A 22,157-nucleotide genomic window follows, 5' to 3' on the forward strand; every position below is an offset into this window, starting at 1 on the left:
ACGACCTTGTCTTCAATTACCTTATTGCCAAGTTCCATTAGCCACCTAATGTAGATCGCAACATATTGACGCACATTTCATACGGTACCGCTTCTTTCATTTCTTGCTGTAAATAATTGTCTAATTTCGGTTTAAAACTAAAAGCTTGATCAATCGTTGCATCAGTTCCCGACTTATAGGCACCAATAGCAACCAAGTCTTGATTTTTACGGCAAATAGATAAAATTTGACGTACGGCTTTCGACATCAGCATATGGTCATCACTAACGATGGCTGGCATAACACGACTAACAGAACGCTCAACATCAATTGCAGGATAATGCCCCGCATCCGCCATTTCACGCGATAACACAATATGACCATCGAGGATCGCACGTGAAGCATCGGCAATCGGATCTTGCAGATCATCACCTTCACTTAATACCGTGAAAAAAGCGGTGATCGAACCTTGATTTTCATTACCATTACCTGCCCGTTCCACCAGCGCAGGTAACTTAGCAAACACCGATGGTGGATAACCTTTGGTTGCAGGTGGTTCACCAACGGACAATGCAATTTCACGTTGCGCCTGAGCAAAGCGGGTTAATGAATCCATCAGCAGCAACACATCAAACCCTTGATCGCGAAAATACTCGGCAATGGTGAGTGAGGTTTGGCAGCCTTTTAGACGCATTAATGGCGAAGCATCGGCAGGCGCGGCTATCACAACGGCTCGCTCACGGCCTTCTTTACCTAAAATTTCATCAATAAATTCTTTTACTTCTCGACCACGCTCGCCAATAAGCCCCACCACCACAATTTGCGCACTGGTACCGCGAGTCATCATACCCAGCGTGACCGATTTACCCACACCAGAACCAGCAAAAAGGCCAATCCGCTGTCCTTTTCCGACTGTTAATAAACCATTAATAGCCTTAATACCAACATCAAGGGGTTCTTTAATCGGTTTGCGTGATAAGGGGTTAATGGGAGTCGAGGTAAACGCTGCTCGTTGCTCAGTAAAAATAGGCCCTAAGCCATCAAGTGGATTACCAATGCCATCAATAACACGCCCTAACAATTCAGGCCCGACTGGAATACCACTGTTATGCAAAATAGGGGTAACTTTAGCGCCTGGCATCACCCCTGATAATTGCTCACTTGGCATTAAAAAAAGCGTTTCACCAGCAAAACCCACCACTTCTGCTTCTAGTTCACCAGTGAGGGTTTCTACTTTACAGACACTACCAACAGGGGCGCGGCAGCCTATCGCTTCAAGGGTTAGCCCAACAACACGATCCAACCGCCCTGAAGCCACAGGTTTACAAGCGGTATTTGCAGTTTGGTAGCGACTGAGGCGTTGTGCGAGGGTCATAACACTGGCTCTTGCAAATTACTGTTGAGTTCATTAAAGGTGGTCAGTGAATGCAAAATACGATCATCAATTAAATAATCAACACTAGAACTGCCACACGTCAACTGTAAATCCCCTCGTTGTAAGCTCGGCTCTGCAATTAATGACCATTGACGTTGTTGCAGATCAGCCTCATCAAAGCTGGCATGAATTAACGCAACATCTTCTGGATGTAAATGCATTTTAATTTCTCGCTCGGCTATCGGTAGCGTTGCTACAACTTCGCGAACAGTATTGAGTAATACTTGAGGATTGGTTTTAACTTCAACGCGAATCAATGCCTTGGTTAAACCATTCACCAATAATAATAATTGTTGTTCAACTTCAGTGTCGACTTTAGCAATAGGATCTGCAAATTTATCCATCACCGCCGTTAATAATGCCACTTGTTGATCAATTTGAGCTTGAGCTTGTTCTAGCCCTTGCTGTAAGCCTTGTGCCAGCCCTTCAGCATGGCCGGCTGTAACCCCTTCAGCATGGCCTTGAGAAAAACCTTCGCTATGCCCAGCTTGACGCCCTTGCTCAACCCCTTCGTCATAAGCAGATTGCTGCATGGCTTCAAGTTCTGCCGCGGTTAATGGTGGCGGCGGTGGCTCAGGTTGAGTTAATTGCTGTTGCTGTAATTGTTGTTGCTCAAGATAATATTGATGATCATAATTAAGCGCATTTTCAGGTTCATGATCACTGTCATGGCTGTAATCAGGGTATGCCCAGCGTTCAAGTTCTTGGGCTTGATGTTCTGACACGCGCATAAAACCACGACGACGTTCATCACTCATGGCAACACCTTTTCCTTCAACTTACATTGAACCACCGCATTACTATTATAAAAATTCATCAGTGCCACCATTGCCAGTTAGCACTAATTCACCCAAATCAGATAAACGACGCGCAATAGATAAAATTTCTTTCTGAGCCGCTTCAACATCAGCCACACGAATAGGCCCCATGGCTTCTAAATCTTCTTGTAGCATTTCACCCGCACGTTTAGACATGTTGCGATAGAACTTATCACGTAACATATCATCTGCACCTTTAAGGGCTTTTTGTAATAGATCTTGCGGCACATCTCGCAATAGAATTTGAATACCACGATCATCAACTTCAATCAGATTATCAAACACAAACATCAAGTCTTGAATTTGAGTCGCTGTTTCTTCATCGTTTTCACGAATTTGATCCATCAACAGCCCTTCAACGTTATTATCTAGATAGTTCATGATTTCTGCTGCTGCTTTTAAGCCACCAATTTTAGCTGCTTGTGCACCCGCTTGACCCGCAAACTGTTTTTCCATAATGTCGTTTAATTCATGCAGTGCCGCAGGTTGAACTTCTTCCAAATTAGCAATACGCATCATCAAATCTAATCGCACGCGTTCAGGGAATTGCGATAAAATTTCAGCGGATTGTTCAGGCTCTAAATAAGACAACACGATGGTTTGAATCTGTGGGTGCTCATTTAAAATAATACTGGCAACTTGGCGCGGATCCATCCATTTTAAAGAATCAAGTCCACGCGAACCGCTACCCATTAGAATTTGATCAACCAAATTATTGGCTTTATCTTCACCTAATGCTGCCACTAACGCATTACGAACAAAATCTTCGCTACCCATACCAATGCTGGTGTATTTTTGAATTTCTTCTAAAAATGAACGATGCACACTCGAGACTTTATCTTGATTTAAGTTCTTCATGCTTGCCATCGAGCCACCGACTCGCTGCACCTGCTTCGGATCAAGATGGCGAATAATACTGGCGGCATCTTGTTCATTAAGACTTAATAATAAAATCGCAGCTTTTTCCGTGCCATTAAGGCTTTTAATATCAAATTTATTATCGATTGGTGCTACATCATTAGCCATCTTCATTCATCCAGCTTTTCACGACTTGTGCAGCAAGATCCGGTTCATTGGCAACCAACGCCCGCACTGCTTTCAGTAAATCTTCATCTTTATGTAAATTAGGCAGATCTAAACTACTACTGCTTAATTCAAAGCTTTCATTTGGATCTAAGTCACCACCGATTAAGCTGGTGCCATCACTATGACTATTGTGGGTTAAAATCGGTAAACCATTTTCATCTAACGGTGTGCCATTAGCCGCTTGATTTGGGTATAGCAACTTGTTCATTGCTGGACGCACCAAGACGATGATCACCACAATAATCACCAAGGCCGCTGCAAGCCATCGAATCCAACTGCTAAAATTCGGATTCTCCCAAATGGGCACATCAGCCAATAATAGTTCTTCAGGCAGCGCAAATGGCACCGATAGTACTTCCAATAAATCACCACGCGCCTCTGAAAAACCAATACCGCCCATTAATAAACGACGAATTTTAACAATTTCAGCTTCAGATACTGGTACTCGTGTGATCTCACCCGTTTTAGGATCAACTATTGATTTATAATCAATCGCAACCGACACCGTTTGACGATCAATAACACCTGTTTGCGCGCGTTTATGGCTTATCGTGGTGTCTAACTCATAGTTACGGGTAGATTCACGGTGCATGCGACCATTACCGCTGCTTGTGCCAGCTTGCATGTCTTTTATATTTTCGGGAATAGCACTACTGACAGGAGGTTGGTTGCTTAATGCTCCAGGAATACCCGCTACCACTTGACCACCATTGCTATCTTCACGCGTAAACTCACTTCGAGTAGCCGCCGTGGCAGGGTCATAGCGTTTACGGGTTTCTTCTAAGGCGGAGAAATCCATCGCTATATCAACTTGTGAGGTGTAATTTCCCAACCCTAAAACAGGCATCAAAATAGCGTCGATTTTTTCCCGTAAAGATTGCTCTTGTTTACGCTCTAATTCGTATTCTTTTCGTTTAGCGGTTGAGGAAGGATCTTCAGTACCTGAGCTTAATAAACGCCCGTGTTGATCGGTCACCGTAACGCGAGTAGGACGTAAACCAGGCACCGCCGTTGCCACCATATCAACAATGGAATCAACTTCTTGCTGCCCTAGTGCTCCGCCTGATGCTAAAGTCAGAAAAACCGTCGCGGTAGCATCTTGATTATGACGCACAAACACACTTTGTTTTGGCATCGCAAGCAACACTTGCGCCTTACGTACTTGACTAATTTGTTCGATAGCACGCGCTAATTGACGTTCACGGCTTAATTTTAAACGTTCATTTTCAAGCCGCTGTGAAACACCAAATCCCATGTCTTTTAATAAAATATCATCGCCTTCAGCGATACGACTGTTTAAACCACTGCGGGTTAAATCTAATTTTATACTGCTATATTTATCAGCAGGTACTCGAATGGTATTGCCATCAAGTTGGTAATCAATTTTCTTTTGATCAAAGTGATCTAAAATAGGGATCAATTCTTCGGTTTCATAGCTACCCAATGGTCGCATTTCGGACTCTTTTATCCACACCACGACCATGACGATTAGCGCGACACAAATCGCAACCGATAGCACTAAAATCACCTGCCGTAACAGATCAAGATTGCCTAAAATACTGTCAGTACGCGATGCTTTCTTTTCAGCAAGATCGGGATCTTGAGCAGCATCGCGTAATATCGGTGAAGTATTATTATTTGCAACCGTAACGGGTTGATTAACAATTTGATCTGACACTATTTATTTCTCACACATATAGCTAATGATGCGCTATCACATCGACGGATAACAACGATATTTATACCGGCATATTCATTAATTCTTTGTAAGCCTGTACCATTTTATTACGCACTTGCACCGTCGCTTCAAACGCCACACTGGATTTATTACGGGCAATCATCACATCAGATAACGACACACTGCGATCACCTTGATCAAACCGAGTAGCAAGATCACTTGACTGGCCTTGAAGCGTATTCACCGACTTAATGGCGTCGTTAAGTAAATTGCCAAAATCAGCACTAACCTGTTGTCCTGTTGCGGGACGAATATTATTTTGAGCATCTAAACGCATTGCCTGCATTTCAGCCGCTAATCCATTAACTTTCATTGCAAAGTCTCACTGTGTTTATCGCTACTAAAAAAGGTTTGTTATATCTATAACCCATCGATTATGCGGGGAGTTCAATGCCAGCATCACGCATTTTGGCTAATTTATAGCGTAATGTACGTGGACTAATACCCAGTTTATCGGCCATATCTTTTCGATTACCTTGGCAAGCAACTAAGGTATCTAAAATAATATTAAATTCTTGGCCGCGTAATTCATGGCCTAAACTTTCCGCAACTGTGGATGATATTGAGTCAATTGTCGTTGTGGTCGACGGTGATATTTCGCAATCAGGCGCGGTAGAAGGTGTAACCATCTGTAACCAATCAAGTCCTTCAACCAAAATATGTTGCTCAGTTATCATAAGGTTATCGTGAATGATTAACGCGCGTTGAATCACGTTATCAAGTTCACGTACATTTCCGGGCCATGTATATTGTAATAATTTGTTGAGCGCACATGGTGCTATTACAGGGATCGCCATCCCTTGTTGACTCGCATGGCGTTGTAAAAATAACTGCGCTAACGGCACAATATCGCCCTTACGCTCCATTAATGCTGGCCATGTCATTGGAAAAACATTTAAGCGGTAATACAAATCTTCACGAAAACGCCCCTTCGCAACATGATTTTTTAAATCACGGTTACTGGTTGCAATAATGCGCACATTCAATTTAATGCTTTTACGTCCACCTAAACGTTCAACTTCACGTTCTTGCAATACCCGTAATAATTTAGCTTGCAAGTTAATGTCCATTTCACTGATTTCATCCAGTAAAATCGTACCTGCTTGAGCTTGTTCAAACTTGCCCGGACAGGCTTGTATTGCTCCTGTAAAAGCCCCTTTTTCATAGCCAAATAGCATCGCTTCTAGCATATTTTCAGGAATAGCAGCACAGTTAATCGCCACAAAAGGTCCATCACAGCGTAAAGAATGGTCGTGAATATAGCGTGACAACACTTCTTTACCCGACCCACTAGGACCTAAGACCATCACGCTGGCATCTGTTTTAGCGACTTTTTCTGCCATTGCTAACAAATGCAAACTTTTAGGATCCGCTGCGACCGTATTGGTAGCGTTGGATCGGATCGGTGCATAGCGACCAACCATATTTAACAAAACTTGCGGGGCAAATGGTTTAGCCATGTAATCAAGTGCCCCCTCTTTCATTGCTGCAACAGCATCTTCGATATTGGCGTAAGCGGTCATTAATAACACTGGCATTTTCGGCCATTGCAATTTAATACTACGCAATAAAGCTAAGCCATCCATGCCCGTCATTTGCACATCAGAAACCACAATATCAACCGATTCAGATTTCAATAGCACTAATGCGTGTTCTGCACTTTCCGCTTCTAGCCATTGATAACCCGCTAATGCAAGCGTATCAACTAACGCTTCACGCAAACCTTCGTCATCTTCTACGACTAATACTCGCGTTTGACTCATGCTTCACTCTCCATAGTTAACTCGAACCATTATGCGGCTTGAACTGATGTGACTAACGGTAACTGCAAGGTAAATGTGGCCCCTTGCCCCAGTTGTGAATCTAATATCAAACTACCGTGATGGGCTGATACCACCATCTGTACCACAGCCAGTCCTAATCCGGTGCCTTGTTTACGAGTGGTAAAAAAAGGTTCTAACACTTTTTGATGATGCTCTGCCGCAATTCCTGGGCCGTTATCTGTCACACTAAGTAATAGCATTTGATCCTGCTGTTGACAGCGCACTGCAACTCGGCAACCTTTGCCAGCCATTTGAATCGCATTAGTGATCAAATTACCCACCGCGCTCGCTAATGCATTTTCATTGCCCATTAAACGCAATGTTTCATCGTCACAGTCAATGCTAAAATCGACATCATGACTCAAAACTTGAGCTTCTATCATTGCTTCTAAACTGTTGAGTAAACTTTCAATAGTAAATTCACTCACCACTTTATTGTCGCCACCTTTAGCAAATAACAGCATATCGTTAACTTGTTTTTCCAGATCATATAATCGATCCACCAGCTTAGTTTGAAAACGTGTTCGCGTGGTTGGAGTTAACCCTGATGATGCTAAATTAGCGGCATACAATAACGCACTGGCTAACGGAGTACGCACTTGATGTGCCAACGATGCAACCATTCGTCCTAACGACGACAAACGCTGCATTTCACTTAACCGTGACTGTAGCTGACGGGTTTCGGTTAAATCAGTGATCACAATAAGCTGCCCTGCCGCAGAAGCTGAAATAGCAAGCTTCACTTTACGGCCACTGCGCAATGAAACCTCATGTCCATCATCATCTTGAGGTGCGAAACTACGTTGAATAATCTCTCCCCAACGTTGACCGATTAATGGTTCACCAAGTAACCGCAAGGCTTCTTGATTAGCTTCACTAATTACGCCCTTTTCATCCAATAAAATAACGGCAACAGGCATTACTTGTAATACTTGCTGATAACGATCAACTTGCTGGTTTAACGCTAATAATGTTATGGATGAGTCACTCATGATTAATCTACTACGAACAACAATAGCAGTGATTATGCAAATAACATACCACTAATAAATCATATTTATCATGCAGTTAGATAAATAACGGACGAGTTATTAATGTCATTTTTATGACACTAATAACACATTTGTGTTTGTGGACACCATTTTTAGCTTACGAGGATATATTTATTAGTAACTCTGCCTCTTCATCATGGCTGAGAGTTATATTTAGTGGGCATTGATTAAACGATTATGTTGAAAACAACATAAAAAAAGCCACCGCCAAATTAATGGCAGTGGCTTTTTTTATATTGAAAGCAAGTTAAGGTAAATTAACTGTCTTTCGATAATCCATATTTACGCATTTTTTCTACTAACGTTGTACGACGCATACCCAACATGTCAGCAGCACGTGCAACAACGCCTGATTGTGCATCTAATGCTTGGCGAATCATTTCAACTTCAAGTTCAGCCAGCATCTCTTTAAGGTTTAATCCTTCTGGCGGTAAGTCATTACCTAATGATGCGGTATCTGTTTCTTCAACCGCAAACATATCTGCTAACGCTTGCTGTTCTTGTTCTTCAATAGACATCATGCTGCTTTCCGGCACAAAATCAGGAAGCTGGCTATAACGGTATTTTATTGGTAAATGATTAACATCAACCATTTCACCAGGATAAAGGATCGTTAATCGTTCGACCAAATTCGCCAATTCGCGAATATTGCCCGGCCAATCATGCAACATTAATGATGCAATCGCACGTGGTGTAAAGTGGATCCGTTTAGCACCTTCTGCTTCCATACGGGTAAGCAGCTCTTGTAATAATAACGGAATATCTTCGATACGATCACGCAACGCTGGCATGTCTATTGGGAATACATTTAAGCGGTAATATAAATCTTCACGGAACAATCTCTCGGCAATCATTTTATCCAGATCACGGTGGGTTGCCGCTACAATACGTACATTCGCTTTAATGGTTTGAGTGCCACCTACACGTTCAAAGCTACGTTCTTGTAAGACACGTAATAACTTCACTTGCATCGACATTGGCATATCACCAATCTCATCTAAAAATAAAGTACCGCCTTCGGCTAATTCAAATCGGCCTTTACGGGTTGAAATTGCCCCTGTAAATGCCCCTTTTTCATGACCAAATAATTCACTTTCAAGTAAATCAGCTGGAATAGCGCCACAGTTAACAGGTACAAATGGGCCTTTGCCACGCTCAGAATGATAATGCACATTACGCGCAACCACCTCTTTACCCGTGCCTGATTCACCTAAAATCAACACGCTTGCATCACAAGCAGCGACTTGTTCAACTAAACGACGAATATCACTAATTGCTGTACTACGACCAACCATGCTTCTAAATAGCATGTTCTTACGGCCTAAAGATGGTACTTGATGAGTGCGCTTGCCTAAATATTCTTGGCAATGACGAAAAGCATCGGCGAGTTGGTTGTAATGCAGCGGAAATTTAAGATCACCAATATAATTGGGTAATTCAGCTAATAACTCATGATGGTTCGTTAACGCAACCACAGGAATTTGTGGGTACACTCTCAACATCTCAATAATACTAGTGAGTTTTTTGGTATTGGTTATTGTTCCTAGCAGACAAACACCCCACGGTTGCTCCCATAATGACACGGTTAAATCTTGTGATGACAGCGCATTATGATGCTCACCCATAAAGTTGAGGATGACACCTAAATCATGACGTTGCTGTGGGTCGTCATCAATAACAAGCGTATTTACTAAACCGTGCATAGATGGATATTGCCTTTATAAGAGTACACCCTGACGGTATATTCAATGTAGCGAACAGAACAACAATCAAGAAGAGAGTAGCTACATTGTAATTAATGTGCACCATAAGGCAAGATTTGACGTATAAAAGCTGTGACACCAATACAAATAACAATGTATTTGATCAGGTTTTATGCCAATTTAAGACTAAAAACGCAAAAAAAAATGGTTATCGGCAACTCTAATTACGGTTACCGACGCCCAAAAACAGTTAGTTTGTTTCAGTAAGATGGTGATATTCCGCTGGAATTTGGTCCCAAGCTGACTTTATTTCGCGTAGCATACCAATCACATCATCAATAGGCTGAGTGACATTTTCAGCATTGGCGCGTGAAATCTCGCTACCCATAAAATCATAAAGCGCATCAAGGTTTTTAGCGATATCACCACCATCTTCCATTGATAAACAATCACGCAAACTTAGTACAATATCTAATGCTTTGGTTAAACGTTCACATTTAACCGCAATATTACCTTGTTCCATCGCCGCTTTGCCCTGAATAAGGCGTTCTATCGCCCCAGCGTATAACATTTGAATGATACGGTGCGGTGAGGCGCTGGCGAGTTGTGCATTCACTGAAACTTGCTTATATGCCTGAAGAGAACCACGCATGTTATTATCCTTTGTTTAGTAGCGAGACATTTATCAATAAACATTGGGTTTAGAGGTTATTGTCCATGTTGTTGAATATTGCTGTAGAGCGATAATGATTTTTGACTTTTTTTCGATCGTACCAATTGCATACCTATACGATCTTTATGCTGTTGTAATAAACCTTTCATGGCCTGGGTACGAGCAACAACGTCATCAAATACCGCCCGTGATAAATCCGCATGTTTAAGCACAACTTCCACTTGCTGATGACGCAAAGCGACTAAGTTTTCAAGTTGCTGCGGAAAATCATCAGGGTAATCTTCCGCAAGTAATAACTGTTCGATTTGGTGTTCTAATTGGGTTAGTTGCTCTAATATTATGAGTGGCTGCATTAATATCCTTAATCAAACGACATCATCAAACTCATCATGCTACTGAGTTGATTATTCATCTGACCGATGGCTTCATCCATCGCTAAAAACTGTTTATAAGTACGATCTTCATAAGCGGCCATACGTTTATTAAGATCGGTCATGTCATCGTCTAGTGATTTTTGGCGCTCTTTTAACGTGTCTTCTTTAACAGACAATGAACCATCGGTTTTATCAGTAAAACTGTCTAACAGCTTATCGGCTTTAGCTAGAAAGCCCGTATCTTCTTGAGCAAAAAATTGGCCGATAACCGCAAAATTTTCGCTGATAATGTCATCAAGCTTATCGCTGTCTTCTTCAAGCTCTAGTGTGCCATCACGCTGAATAGAAATACCAAAATCAGACATTTGATACAGCTTGCCATTAATCTCAATCGGCTCATTGAGTAAGTTACGCATTTGGGTGGTCACTGAACGGGTTAAGCTATCACCGTTCAATGCCCCTGCCCGATTAGGATCATCTGGTTCTTTATCTGCATCAAATCCGGTTAACTTATCAATGGTGCCCATTAAGCTGTTATAACTATCAACAAACGATTTCAGTGAATCTTTGGTGCTTTTCTCATCATTTTCGATAGTGATTTTTACCGATTTAACATCGATATCATCGGTTTCGGGATTACTTGAGCCTGAAGTACCAGTGAGCTTTTTAAGATCTAACGTCACCCCTTCAATCACATCTTCAAAGGTATTATTACTGCTGCTAACGGTAGTGAAGTTATCGATCATGATTTTGGCATCTTGCGCTGCCTGCATCTCATCAACTTTACTGTCCACCATGCCGTCTTTATAAGCAAGTGATGCTAATTGCCCCGTCATGGCAGAGGTATCAATCTCAATGGTATTTTTCTCACCGATTTCTTTGGTTGAAAATACAATTTTTGAACCGCCGTCTTCACCAGTATTGATTAAGGTTGCGGTAACACCGGGGTTATCTTCAGCATTATTAATCGCATCAACCACTGACGATAAATCATCATTGTCTTCACCGATATTTAAGGTCATCGATTTATCACCGACCTTAATTACCATTTCACCGCTACCAAGAGAGGCTTCTGGATCAGCGCTAAATAGTTCTTTACCCATCAATTTATGTGACTGTGCCATTTGCTGAATGTTAATGTTATACACCCCGCTTTTGGCTTTAGCGGTGGCTTTTATCGATAAATAATCACTGTTATCAGACGAGGCTTTTTGACCATTAAAGGCTTCATCTTTGCCAAACTTTTCTAGCATTGATTGCATTGCGCTGACAGATGATTTGACCTGACCATAAGCACTAAGGGAAACATTAACTTGTTTCTGTTGTGTTTCAATACGATCTGCTTTTGGTTTACGTTCAGCGGCAACTAATTGCTGTGTCATGCCTGCAATATCTAGCCCAGATGCCATTCCGGCAGCACTTAACCCCATAGTTATGTCCTCTACACTGTTTTACTGATAGAGCCCAGAGCATGCTTGGCTAAATTTTTGTTTAACTCTAGCAATTCTTGTGCCGGAACTTGGCGAATCACATCACCGGTTTTATTATCAACAATGGTGGCAATCTGCTTACCTGTTTCCTCATCTTGGTGGAAACGTAAACTGCGGTTACATTGTTGTAATACTTGTTCAATCTGCTTAATGCGTTCTTGCTCTGCGATAGGATCAGGCGTAAATGAATTAAGCAGATTGTCATCAAGAGGAGGATTAACATCATCAACATCCTTTAACGTGGTTATCAATGGCAATGGCTTGCCGCTAGGTTGTAACTCACTATAAGTTGGATCAGATTTAGACTGATGAGCAGTATTGACCGTCGCTGAAGTCGTACTATTTAATGATGTCTGTAGCGCGGTATATTGTCCTGTTGCAGCAGTAGAAGTGATCGCCATAGCTAGTTCCTTGAGCATATTTGTTAGCGATTAAAATACAATAATGCCCTGCTGATGGTATCAACAGGGCACGATATTTAGAGCGGATTAACCTAGTAGGCTAAGTGCCGCTTGTGGAATTTGTTTTGCTTGCGCAAGGATAGAAGTACCCGCTTGTTGCAGGATCTGACCTTTAGTCATGTTGATAGTTTCAGAAGCGAAATCAACATCTTTGATACGGCTGTTTGACGCATTAACGTTTTCGTTGATGTTCGCCAAGTTGCTCATGGTGTGCGTCATACGGTTTTGGAACGCACCGATTTCCGCACGTTTTTCGTCTACTTGCTCCATTGCTGAATCAAGTACATCGATAGCGTTTTGAGCACCTTCTTGAGTTGATAGATCTAGGCTTGCTACTGATTCAGTGGTTACTGTGCCTGTGGCAACACCTTTACTTCCAGCACCAATATCATAAGTTGCGATATCTGTATCGAATTTTGCTTTTGAGAAGTCGATATCAAATTTTGCACCTACTTCATCAACCTTTTCTACCCCATTGTCAGATGTTGTAGTTTTAGCAGCAACAGCCGCAGAGGCCCCTGCGTATGCAGGTTCACTACCAATAGTAATTGAGCTTCCAGCTGCTGCTGCTTTATATTCAGCCTTAACAGCTAAATCAGTACCATCAGCTTTAGATAAAGTAATTTCTTTTGTTTCTGCATTCAAAGTAGCAGTAATACCTGCGGCTTTTGAATCAGCATCAGCATTAATTGCAGCAACAAGGTCAGATTCAGTAGAATCTTTAGCTACTGAAAATTCTTTTGCTCCAACAGTTAAAGTTAAGGCTCCTGTACCTGAAGTATTTAAGCCTGATATTGTTTGAGTTGTTGCTACTGCATCTTCGCCTTTTATACCTGCCGTTTTTTCTGTTACAGATACATTGCTAACACCATCAACATTATTGATTTTATTCTGAAAATCTTCAGCGGTCATATCTTGTGTAACATCAATTTTATGTTCAGCGTCACCTAGCTTAAATCCAAATTCTGATGAACCAGTTGACATACCACCACCAAAGTCAGACTTAACTGCATCAGCTGCATCAGAAACGCCTGAATATGAACGGCCAATAGCATGTGAAGATACATCCATCAACTCTAGGCTTTGAGTTTCATTTGAATTAGAACCAATTTGGAAAGATTTTGAACCAAATGAACCATCAAGAAGGTTTTGGCCACCGAAACTGGTTGTATCAGCGATACGGTTCATTTCGCTTTGCAATTCACCCATTTCTTTCTGCATTGCGTCACGGTCTTTATCTGAGTTTGAACCGTTAGCAGATTGAAGAGCTAGCTCACGCATACGCTCCATGATAGTGGTTGATTCTGACATCGCACCTTCAGCCGTTTGTGCCATTGACACACCATCGTTAGCGTTACGCATTGCGACGTTTAGACCATTAGTTTGGTTGGTCAAACGGTTTGAAATTTGCAGACCGGCAGCATCGTCTTTAGCAGAGTTAATGCGCAGACCAGATGATAGTTTTTGCATGCTGTCGGCAACACTGCTGCTTGCACTGTTAAGGTTACGCTGGGCAGTCATTGCTGTTACGTTAGTATTAATTGTAATAGCCATAAAGGTGACACTCCTTGGTATGATCTTTCCCAGACGTGGTGCCGGGTTAAAAAGAGATTTAATTAACTTAGTGCTAAAGTTAACGGCACCTTTTGGCGAAGCTTTAGGATTATTTTTAGGTTTTTGTAGGCGAGGTTAACGCACCCCCGTCATTCCCTACAGTGAGGTTACGAACGCGATAGGGAATCTACTATTAGCGCGTTGTAGAATGAATGTGTTGCGGTATCTGTTAATAGGTTTTCACTGGCGTCTTTAAGGCTCAAGCACGCGTTGAGTAGATCACGGATAGCCTCGGCCCTCGACTTCCGAGATGACGCATAATGGGCTGCCACAGACTCTTTGTTCTGCTTTTCCTCGAAACTCGTCCCTGCTCTTACCTATATTCTGCTCTTCCTCGCCCCTAGCAAACTCGTCCCTGCTCTTACCTCTCCCCCCTAAATATAATTAAACAATGACAATTGCTTGGTTTGCCCAAACGCTTGCTGCGAGGCTTGCAATGCCATCATTTGTTGATTCATATCCATGATTGCTTTGCTGTAATCGAGATCTTCTAAGCCACTTTGCGCCTGATTTAGAGTTAACTCAAAATCAAGATGCTGTTCTAACTGGCGATCGACCTGCTGCATAATAGTGCCGACTTCTGAACGCTGTTGGTTCATATGCACAAAACCACTATCAAGATCATCAATCACTCGTTGTAAATTCGCTTCTGCCGCAGGCGATGAAGTTGGACGCTCTGCGTTATCAATCGCACTCTGAATCGAATCAAAAATATTAATGGTTTGGGCTGGCTTTAAGCTAATATTATCGCCACTGCTGATATCACCAAATTTTAAATTCAAGGTGGCGCTATCGGCAGCTACAGGATCTTTATAAACGATGCCTTGTTCTGAATCATAAGCTTGATTTGCAGCAACGACTTTGCCCCCAACGGTTAAGTTATATTGCATCTCTTTGGTTGTTGTACCATCTGCAGCTGCGATATCAACTTCATTGAAACTTACTTCAATAGCTTCAGCTGAACTAAAATCACTGGTAGTCGCAGCAAGGAGATGCAGTTTAGAACCGTCGGTTAAGCCATCAGCACCATCGCTAAAGACAGGTCGAAAATCACCGTAACTATTAGGGACATCGGTAAATAATTGATCGCCTGGTAAACTGGTTTTTACGTTAACTGATTTATCTATTTGAGCATAACGTGACTGGCTATCGCCGTGATAATCCATGCTGCCATCAATGGCTTCCATAAACGGCTTAGTGTCAGATTGATTACCCGCAAATACATAATTACCCGCTTCATCACGGCTATTGGCTAATTCAAGTAAACCATCACGTAAGCTAATTAATTCGTCTTTAAATGCGGCGCGGTCATCACTTGCCATCGCACCATTAATCATACCAAGTACTTTTTGCTTGGTTGCGCCAAGGTTATCTTCAACACCAGCTATCGCGGTTTCCATGGTTTGCAGACGATTATTTGCAAGGGTGATGGCACTATTATATTGATCGATTTGAGTTAACTGTTGGCGGTAGTTTTGAATCGTCACCGATGACACCGGATCATCCCCTGCGGTTTCGACCCGTTTGCCGCTAGATAATTGGCCGTTAGTTTGATTCAATTCGCCTTGCTTACGCATTAAGTTGGAGGTCAGATTTTGGTACTGACTGGCGGTTGAGACGCGATTGATCATGACAACTCCTCGTTATACTGCGCGCATTAAGGTATCAAAGGTTTCTTTCGCCACCGACATAATTCGTGATGACGCCATGTACGATTGTTGAAACTTCATTAGATTAGCGGCCTCTTCATCAAGGTTAACCCCAGATAAATTCGATACTCGCTCTGAGGCTGAATCAAAATCAAGCTGATTCACTTCACTTAATTTATCGGCATTTTTTTTGAGCATCCCAATATCAGTGGCTAAGCCTTCAAATAAATCAATCACACTTGATTTACCGTCTGCCATGGTTTTTTGGTGCTGCACTTGCTGCATCGCCAAGAAATTGCCATTACCGCCTTGAGCATTTTGAGTGCCCAGTTCAATTTCAAAGCTGTCGTTAGCTTTTGCGCCAGCAGATAAACTCATAACGGGAATTGAGGAAGTAGCACCCGTTTTAAAAGCAATGGTGGCGCCATTTTCAGCTGAATATTTATTATCTGCTAATTCAACATTGGTATTGGTTTTTAAGTCAGTAACGGTAACTTGATCGCCCGCGGCGTTTAACTGTAATTGATACCGACCTGCGGCATTATCAGACACAGCAGTCGCTTTGGTGATGGTTGCCGAGCCCAGATTGGATTCAGCCGCTATTGCTGTTAATTGACGGTGTCCCGCCAGCCCACGAGGATCAGTTAAGGCTAAACTAATATCCGCTGCACCACGACGTAAAGGTTGAATGATGGCGGTTTCAGTTTCTCCAGCCATCAACGTGGGTGGTTGATTAATGGTGATTTCTAAGCCATCAACCTTCGCTTCAAATTTACCTTTTACATTTGCTGTTAAGGCCGTTTTATTACCTTGTTGATCAATCAGCGTATGGCTGGTTGCATCACTAATTAATTGATAATCACCGATTTTAAGTTGATTAATATCATCAATTTTAACGCTAATATCACTGCTACTACCAAAGGGTTTAAGTGCCCGTTGTGACATCGCATTCGGACTATTAATATCATTGAACAACGCTTGTCCTTGCTGACCATTAAGATCAACCCCTTGTTGCTGAAGATCATTCATTTGCGATCCAAAGCCAAGCGCCATTTGTCCGAGTTGATCCAAACTTTTATCAATAACATCATCACGCACTGTCAGCATTGCACCTAAGCTGCCACCAATGGTGTCGCTTTTAATCGGTTTACTATTATTGCCATTAATTAACGCGATTTGTTTATTGGCAATATCAGGATCGCCATCGACTAATTTAAGTTGTGAAGCACTTACACCTGACACCAAGGTATCACCGCTACCAATGATAACTGTATTGGCTAAACTGCCTTTATCTGCCAACACGGTCACTTGCGTATATTGGGCTAATTCATTAATCAGAGTACGTTGTTGATCAAACAGATCATTACTACCATCGCTGCTAGATTGTTGCTGCAAACTGGTATTGACCGCGGCAAGTTCTTGCCCTAATGCATTCACCCGCTCTAAAGAGACACTCAATTGCTGATTAACATCAGTACGAATATTGGTTAGAGTTTCATGGGCATTATTTAAGTTCACCGCGGCTTGATTGGCATGTTCCAGTACCGTTTGACGACTACCCAGATCATTAGGATTATCAGCTAAAGAGCGCACAGAATGATAAAAATCGTTCATACTGTTAACGCTATTAACTGCACTTTTAGAGGTAAAATCATCCAGCATTGCTAAATGCTGTTGTTTAACATTAGCTTCTTCTAGTTGAGTGGTGGAAAGCGTCAGTTCGCGAGCAGCAAATTGATCATAAGCACGACTGACATTATCAATATAAGCACCAGTACCATAGTAACTATTACCATTCCACTGCGCATCATCGGCTTTTTGTTCAACAACTTGGCGGCTATATCCTGGCGTGTTGACGTTGGTAATATTATGACTTGTCACATCCAATTGTTTTTGAGATGTGCGTAAGCCACTCACCCCAATTTGCATCAAATCTACCGCCATCGCCTGTTTGCTCCCCACTAAAATTCAAACCATTATCGGCAACAATCGTGCGATAACGCTGTTGCTAACAAGCAAGATCTGAACCACTTTTAAATAAATTCTATCTTTAACGGCATTGTTTAAATAAATACTGTTAATTGGCATTTATTTACTTATACTTTTGCCGTTGCTGCCGATATAGATAAAACACCATCAAAAACAATGGCAAAACAGCCTTCAAAATAAAGGATATCGTTAATGAATATTTTACTTTCAGGACTGATTGGTTACGCAATAAAAGAAGTGGTGGTGCCACTAATCACCGATAGCGTTGATGATAAGCAAGATAAAAAACCAGTGTCTGATAAGGAAGTGGAAGGAGCGTTATTTGAAAGTAACGATCTGATCAAGATGGTATCAAGTCTAATTGATATTGTGGTGTAATATTTTTATTACGGTATTAACGATTCATTCTGCTATTGTTATCCCCTTTGATCACTATTAACTTTGATTACCATTCCTAATCACAATAACCACGTATCACAATAAGCTCTGCACTTTTTTCATGACAGCTAACACCTTATTGCTGTAATTCGGATCAGTGGCATACCCCGCTTGATGAATTTCACGAATAAATTGCTGCGGCTGGTTACTGTGCGTTAATGCTTTTGAATAACGCGGGTTGTGCTGTAAGAAATTAACAAAATCATCAAAGCTATGTTGGTAAGAATCATAAGATCGAAACGCCGCTTGCTCTTGTACGGCAATACCATCATGAAATTCTAATGTCTTAGTGGCAACTTTTTGCCCCTGCCAACGCGGATCCGCTTTAATATTAAATAAATTATTGCTTGAACCCAGAGCATTATTAATCACCTTCTTTCCCCACCCAGTTTCTAATGCTGCTTGTGCAATCAATAATGACGGATCAGTACCTAGCGCACGTGCTGCACGCTGAGCATAAGGCTTCATATAACTCACAAATGCTTCTGCAGAGGAAAAACTTGTCGGTTCAGTTGGTTTTAGTGGTGATTCTGTGGTTATCGTTGGCTGTGTTTTGGCAATAACAGTGAGCATTGTTGGCTGTGATTGCTGCTTATCTGATGGACTCAGCTTACTGGCAGGTGACTCTGCTAATGGCAACGCAATCACATCAGTATTAATTGGACGAATTAAAAACGGCTGCGGCTGTTGTTGTGGATATAAATCTGTTGTTGGTTGGTGCTGACTATTATCTTGTTGCTCACCACCTAACTGCTTAACAATCATATCTGCCAACCCAAGACTACCTGTGGTACTTAGCTGCGACGACATTTGTTCGTCATGCATTTGTTGATAAAATTTGCCATTATTACTGCTCATTAAATCGGATTCAAACGCACTATTGGCTTCACGCATCGATTTAAATAACATCTGCGTAAAAATAGATTCAAATTGAACCGCGGCCTCACGTAAAGAGCCTTTTTTATCCTCACCAATGCCTGCCCGTAGGCGATCAAGGCTACTTAAATCATGAATAAAACCAGGCTCTATTTGTTTCATTGCCGCTCTCTTAAATATCAGATAATAATTAACTGGCCTTCAATGGCACCAGCTTGTTTTAATGCTTGTAAAATGGCCATCAAATCTGATGGTGCCGCGCCAACTTGATTGACCGCTCGCACTAATTCATCCAATGTCACTCCGGGTTCAAATTTAAACATGCGTGCATCTGATTCATTAACGGTGATCTGAGAATTAGGCACCACCACTGTATCGCCACCCGCAAAGGCATTAGGCTGACTCACTTGTGCATTCTCTTTAATTGATACCGTCATGCCACCATGGGTAATTGCCGCTGGACGTAATTTGACATGTTGTCCGATAACAATGGTGCCAGTACGTGAATTAACAATGATTTTGGCTGAGCCTTCAGCAGGATCAAATTCCAAATTTTCCACGGTCGATAAAAACGCAACGCGCTGACTGACATCACGTGGAGCACGCACACGAATCGAAGTCGCATCGACAGCAGACGCCATTTGTGGCCCTAAAAATTGATTAATAGAATCGGACATTCGTTGTGCAGTAGTAAAATCAGACTCATATAAATTAAAAGTTAAATAATCACCACGGCCAAAGGGATTTGAAACTTCTTGCTCAACCATCGCACCATTCGTGATTCGACCAACGGTAGGCGTATTGCCGACAACTTTAGAACCGTCAGCCCCCTCGGCACTAAAACCGCCGACCACTAAACTGCCTTGTGCAATCGCATACACTTTACCGTCCAGGCCTTTTAGAAACGTTTGTAATAATGTGCCTCCACGTAAACTTTTCGCTGAACCAATAGAAGACACGGTAATATCAATGGTCTGCCCTTGTTTAGTAAACGCAGGTAAGGTGGCATTCACCGCAACTGCCGCGACATTTTTGGTTTTAGGTTTAGTACCTACAGGTAATTGAATCCCAAAATTTTGCAGCATTGCATTAAAAGTTTGCTCTGTAAAAGGGGTAGTTTCACCAGTTCCCGGTAAACCCACGACTAAGCCATAACCGACCAATTGGTTACTCCGTACGCCAGCAACCGCTGCAACATCTTTAATACGTGCCGCCTGTACAGTTGTGGCGAAGAAAGTGAATGCCAGTAAACATATTGTCGAAATTCTCAAGCGATTCTCCAAGACAAGTTAAAACGATAAAGCAACCAACCTTATACAAAGGCGAGATGAATAATGAGATTAAAAAGTTCTATTAAAAAGCAACATTAAAAAAGCGGGATAACCAATTTTGCTGCTGAACATCTTGGCGATCGCCAGTACCTGAATATTGAATGCGCGCATTAGAAATACGGGTTGAAGCAATAGTGTTATCTTGATCGATATCATCCGGACGAATATTGCCGCTTACACGAATATATTCTTCACCTGTATTGAGCATTAACCATTTCTCACCGCGAATAACTAAGTTGCCATTACTCAACACATCAATAACTTCAACAGAAATGGAACCTTTAATGCTGTTACTTTGATCAGCCGATGTTGATCCTTCAAAGGTATTATTATTTGCCATCGCATAAGACAGGGTATAATCATGCAGAGTGACAGGTTTACCCCCTAGCTCTATCGGATTCATGTGAAGATCGGTTTTCTTATCAAGATCTGAACTGGCATTTTTCTTCGCGGTGGTTTTTTCTTCAAGCAAGATTGTCACAATATCGCCAATACCGCGCGGCTTGGTGTCATCATATAAATCTTGCGCTTGATCTTGATTAAATAACGATCCGGTTGCAGTTGCATAATGTTCAGGCTTAGCTTGCGGTCGAACCGGATTCCATGCCGGATCATTCATTTGAGCATCATCACGCGCGCGTAAACGGTCAATTAAACTCTTTGATTCAGGCTGTTTACCTTCAACAGCATCAACATTAGTCGTGGCTTTTTCAATATCACTGCCCACTGAATCTGGCGTTGACATACACCCGCTTAAACTACAAACAAGAGCAATCAATAGCCAGCGTCCATGGTGATTTGAATGTACTTTCACAGCGATTTCCTAGCTAATAAACTTATAGTTGCTGATTAACGTAACTCAACATTTGATCAACGGTTGAAATCACTTTGGAGTTCATTTCATAGACCCGCTGCGCTTCAATCATATTCACTAGCTCTTCAGTCACATTGACATTAGATGTTTCAAGCATTGATTGACGAATAGAGCCAAAACCTTCTAAACCTGGTGTACCTTCTTGCGGATCACCGCTGGCTCCTGTGGGTAAGAATAAATTTTGTCCAATCGGCTCTAAACCTGCGGGGTTAATAAAATCGGTGGTGGTTAATTGCCCTAGCACTTCATTTTCTTGTTGATCACGAATACGCGCCGACACTTCGCCATCAGTACCGACAGTAATACCCACCGCATTATCAGGCACTACAATTTCAGGTTGCACCGGATAACCGCTACCACTGGTGACTAAAATACCTTGATCGTTAATCGTAAATTGACCATTACGGGTATAACCAATATTGCCATCAGGCAGTAAGACTTGGAAAAAACCATCACCTTCAATCATCATATCCATGGCATTATTGGTGGTTTGAGTATTACCTTGAGTAAACACTTTTTGAGTCGCAACCACTTTTGAACCAGCACCCAGCATTAAGCCACTTGGCGATGTGGTATCTTGGGTTGATTTACCGCCGGGCTGATTAATATTTTGATAAAACAGATCTTCAAAAACCGCGCGACTTTTCTTAAAACCTATAGTTGATGCGTTAGCTAAGTTATTAGAAATGGTTGAAATATTGGTTTGTTGGGCATCTAAACCCGTTTTACTGACCCACAATGCTGGATGCATGAT

Annotated in this window: 20 protein-coding genes; 1 reads left to right on the top strand and 19 read right to left on the bottom strand. The window is 41.9% G+C overall.

The features are described from left to right. Positions 1-37: 37 nt before the first annotated feature. The 15 genes from fliI to flgK form a co-directional block, all read right to left on the bottom strand. Positions 38-1,354, bottom strand: a complete 1,317-nt coding sequence (gene fliI, locus CZ809_RS08350) for a flagellar protein export ATPase FliI (protein WP_080156975.1) — start codon at positions 1,352-1,354, stop codon at positions 38-40. Next, on the bottom strand, positions 1,351-2,172 hold the full coding sequence (fliH, locus tag CZ809_RS08355) for a flagellar assembly protein FliH (protein ID WP_080156977.1): 822 nt from the start codon (positions 2,170-2,172) through the stop codon (positions 1,351-1,353). Before fliH ends, fliI begins: the two co-directional genes overlap by 4 nt. A gap of 45 nt (positions 2,173-2,217) precedes the next feature. Then, positions 2,218-3,258 (bottom strand): flagellar motor switch protein FliG, encoded by a 1,041-nt coding sequence (gene fliG, locus CZ809_RS08360; protein WP_080156979.1) that lies wholly within the window; start codon positions 3,256-3,258, stop codon positions 2,218-2,220. Then, the gene (gene fliF / locus CZ809_RS08365) at positions 3,251-4,996 is read right to left on the bottom strand and encodes a flagellar basal-body MS-ring/collar protein FliF (protein ID WP_080156980.1); all 1,746 of its coding nucleotides are present in this window, start codon (positions 4,994-4,996) and stop codon (positions 3,251-3,253) included. Before fliF ends, fliG begins: the two co-directional genes overlap by 8 nt. A gap of 61 nt (positions 4,997-5,057) precedes the next feature. After that, a complete protein-coding gene (fliE, locus tag CZ809_RS08370) occupies positions 5,058-5,369 on the bottom strand; it encodes a flagellar hook-basal body complex protein FliE (RefSeq protein ID WP_080156981.1) in 312 nt (103 codons plus the stop codon). 61 nt (positions 5,370-5,430) lie between these two features. Then, positions 5,431-6,819, bottom strand: coding sequence for a sigma-54-dependent transcriptional regulator (locus CZ809_RS08375; protein ID WP_080156983.1), 1,389 nt, complete (start codon positions 6,817-6,819; stop codon positions 5,431-5,433). A gap of 29 nt (positions 6,820-6,848) precedes the next feature. Beyond that, entirely contained in the window at positions 6,849-7,871 is a 1,023-nt protein-coding gene (locus CZ809_RS08380) for a sensor histidine kinase (RefSeq protein ID WP_080156984.1), read from the bottom strand. A 317-nt stretch (positions 7,872-8,188) separates the two neighbouring features. After that, positions 8,189-9,634 (bottom strand): sigma-54 dependent transcriptional regulator, encoded by a 1,446-nt coding sequence (locus CZ809_RS08385; RefSeq protein ID WP_080156986.1) that lies wholly within the window; start codon positions 9,632-9,634, stop codon positions 8,189-8,191. 250 nt (positions 9,635-9,884) lie between these two features. Then, positions 9,885-10,286: a flagellar export chaperone FliS gene (gene fliS, locus CZ809_RS08390; protein ID WP_080156987.1), complete on the bottom strand. Its 402-nt coding sequence runs from the start codon at positions 10,284-10,286 to the stop codon at positions 9,885-9,887. Positions 10,287-10,342: 56 nt separating this feature from the next. Then, positions 10,343-10,660: a flagellar biosynthesis protein FliS gene (locus CZ809_RS08395; RefSeq protein WP_080156989.1), complete on the bottom strand. Its 318-nt coding sequence runs from the start codon at positions 10,658-10,660 to the stop codon at positions 10,343-10,345. A gap of 8 nt (positions 10,661-10,668) precedes the next feature. Then, on the bottom strand, positions 10,669-12,111 hold the full coding sequence (fliD, locus tag CZ809_RS08400) for a flagellar filament capping protein FliD (RefSeq protein WP_080156991.1): 1,443 nt from the start codon (positions 12,109-12,111) through the stop codon (positions 10,669-10,671). An 11-nt stretch (positions 12,112-12,122) separates the two neighbouring features. Then, positions 12,123-12,572, bottom strand: coding sequence for a flagellar protein FlaG (locus CZ809_RS08405; RefSeq protein WP_080156992.1), 450 nt, complete (start codon positions 12,570-12,572; stop codon positions 12,123-12,125). 87 nt (positions 12,573-12,659) lie between these two features. Then, positions 12,660-14,186 carry a flagellin gene (locus CZ809_RS08410; RefSeq protein ID WP_080156994.1) on the bottom strand — a complete coding sequence of 509 codons (1,527 nt, stop codon included), beginning with the start codon at positions 14,184-14,186 and terminating at the stop codon, positions 12,660-12,662. A 434-nt stretch (positions 14,187-14,620) separates the two neighbouring features. Further along, positions 14,621-15,877 (bottom strand): flagellar hook-associated protein FlgL, encoded by a 1,257-nt coding sequence (gene flgL / locus CZ809_RS08415; RefSeq protein WP_080156996.1) that lies wholly within the window; start codon positions 15,875-15,877, stop codon positions 14,621-14,623. Positions 15,878-15,889: 12 nt separating this feature from the next. Further along, positions 15,890-17,839, bottom strand: a complete 1,950-nt coding sequence (flgK, locus tag CZ809_RS08420; RefSeq protein ID WP_080156998.1) for a flagellar hook-associated protein FlgK — start codon at positions 17,837-17,839, stop codon at positions 15,890-15,892. Positions 17,840-18,076: 237 nt separating this feature from the next. On the opposite strand from flgK, the gene CZ809_RS08425 reads away from it, so the two are divergent. Continuing rightward, positions 18,077-18,262 (top strand): flagellar hook protein, encoded by a 186-nt coding sequence (locus CZ809_RS08425; RefSeq protein WP_080156999.1) that lies wholly within the window; start codon positions 18,077-18,079, stop codon positions 18,260-18,262. Between the two features lie 96 nt (positions 18,263-18,358). On the opposite strand, the gene flgJ is transcribed toward CZ809_RS08425, so the two are convergent. The 4 genes from flgJ to flgG form a co-directional block, all read right to left on the bottom strand. Continuing rightward, the gene (gene flgJ / locus CZ809_RS08430; protein ID WP_080157001.1) at positions 18,359-19,360 is read right to left on the bottom strand and encodes a flagellar assembly peptidoglycan hydrolase FlgJ; all 1,002 of its coding nucleotides are present in this window, start codon (positions 19,358-19,360) and stop codon (positions 18,359-18,361) included. A gap of 17 nt (positions 19,361-19,377) precedes the next feature. After that, a complete protein-coding gene (locus CZ809_RS08435) occupies positions 19,378-20,469 on the bottom strand; it encodes a flagellar basal body P-ring protein FlgI (RefSeq protein ID WP_080157003.1) in 1,092 nt (363 codons plus the stop codon). A gap of 82 nt (positions 20,470-20,551) precedes the next feature. Further along, positions 20,552-21,274, bottom strand: coding sequence for a flagellar basal body L-ring protein FlgH (locus CZ809_RS08440; protein WP_080157190.1), 723 nt, complete (start codon positions 21,272-21,274; stop codon positions 20,552-20,554). Between the two features lie 91 nt (positions 21,275-21,365). Beyond that, the gene (gene flgG, locus CZ809_RS08445) at positions 21,366-22,154 is read right to left on the bottom strand and encodes a flagellar basal-body rod protein FlgG (protein ID WP_080157004.1); all 789 of its coding nucleotides are present in this window, start codon (positions 22,152-22,154) and stop codon (positions 21,366-21,368) included. Between the last annotated feature and the right edge of the window lie 3 nt (positions 22,155-22,157).

Origin of the sequence: Photobacterium piscicola, assembly GCF_900166965.1 — a bacterium.
Taxonomy (GTDB): Bacteria; Pseudomonadota; Gammaproteobacteria; order Enterobacterales; family Vibrionaceae; genus Photobacterium; species Photobacterium piscicola.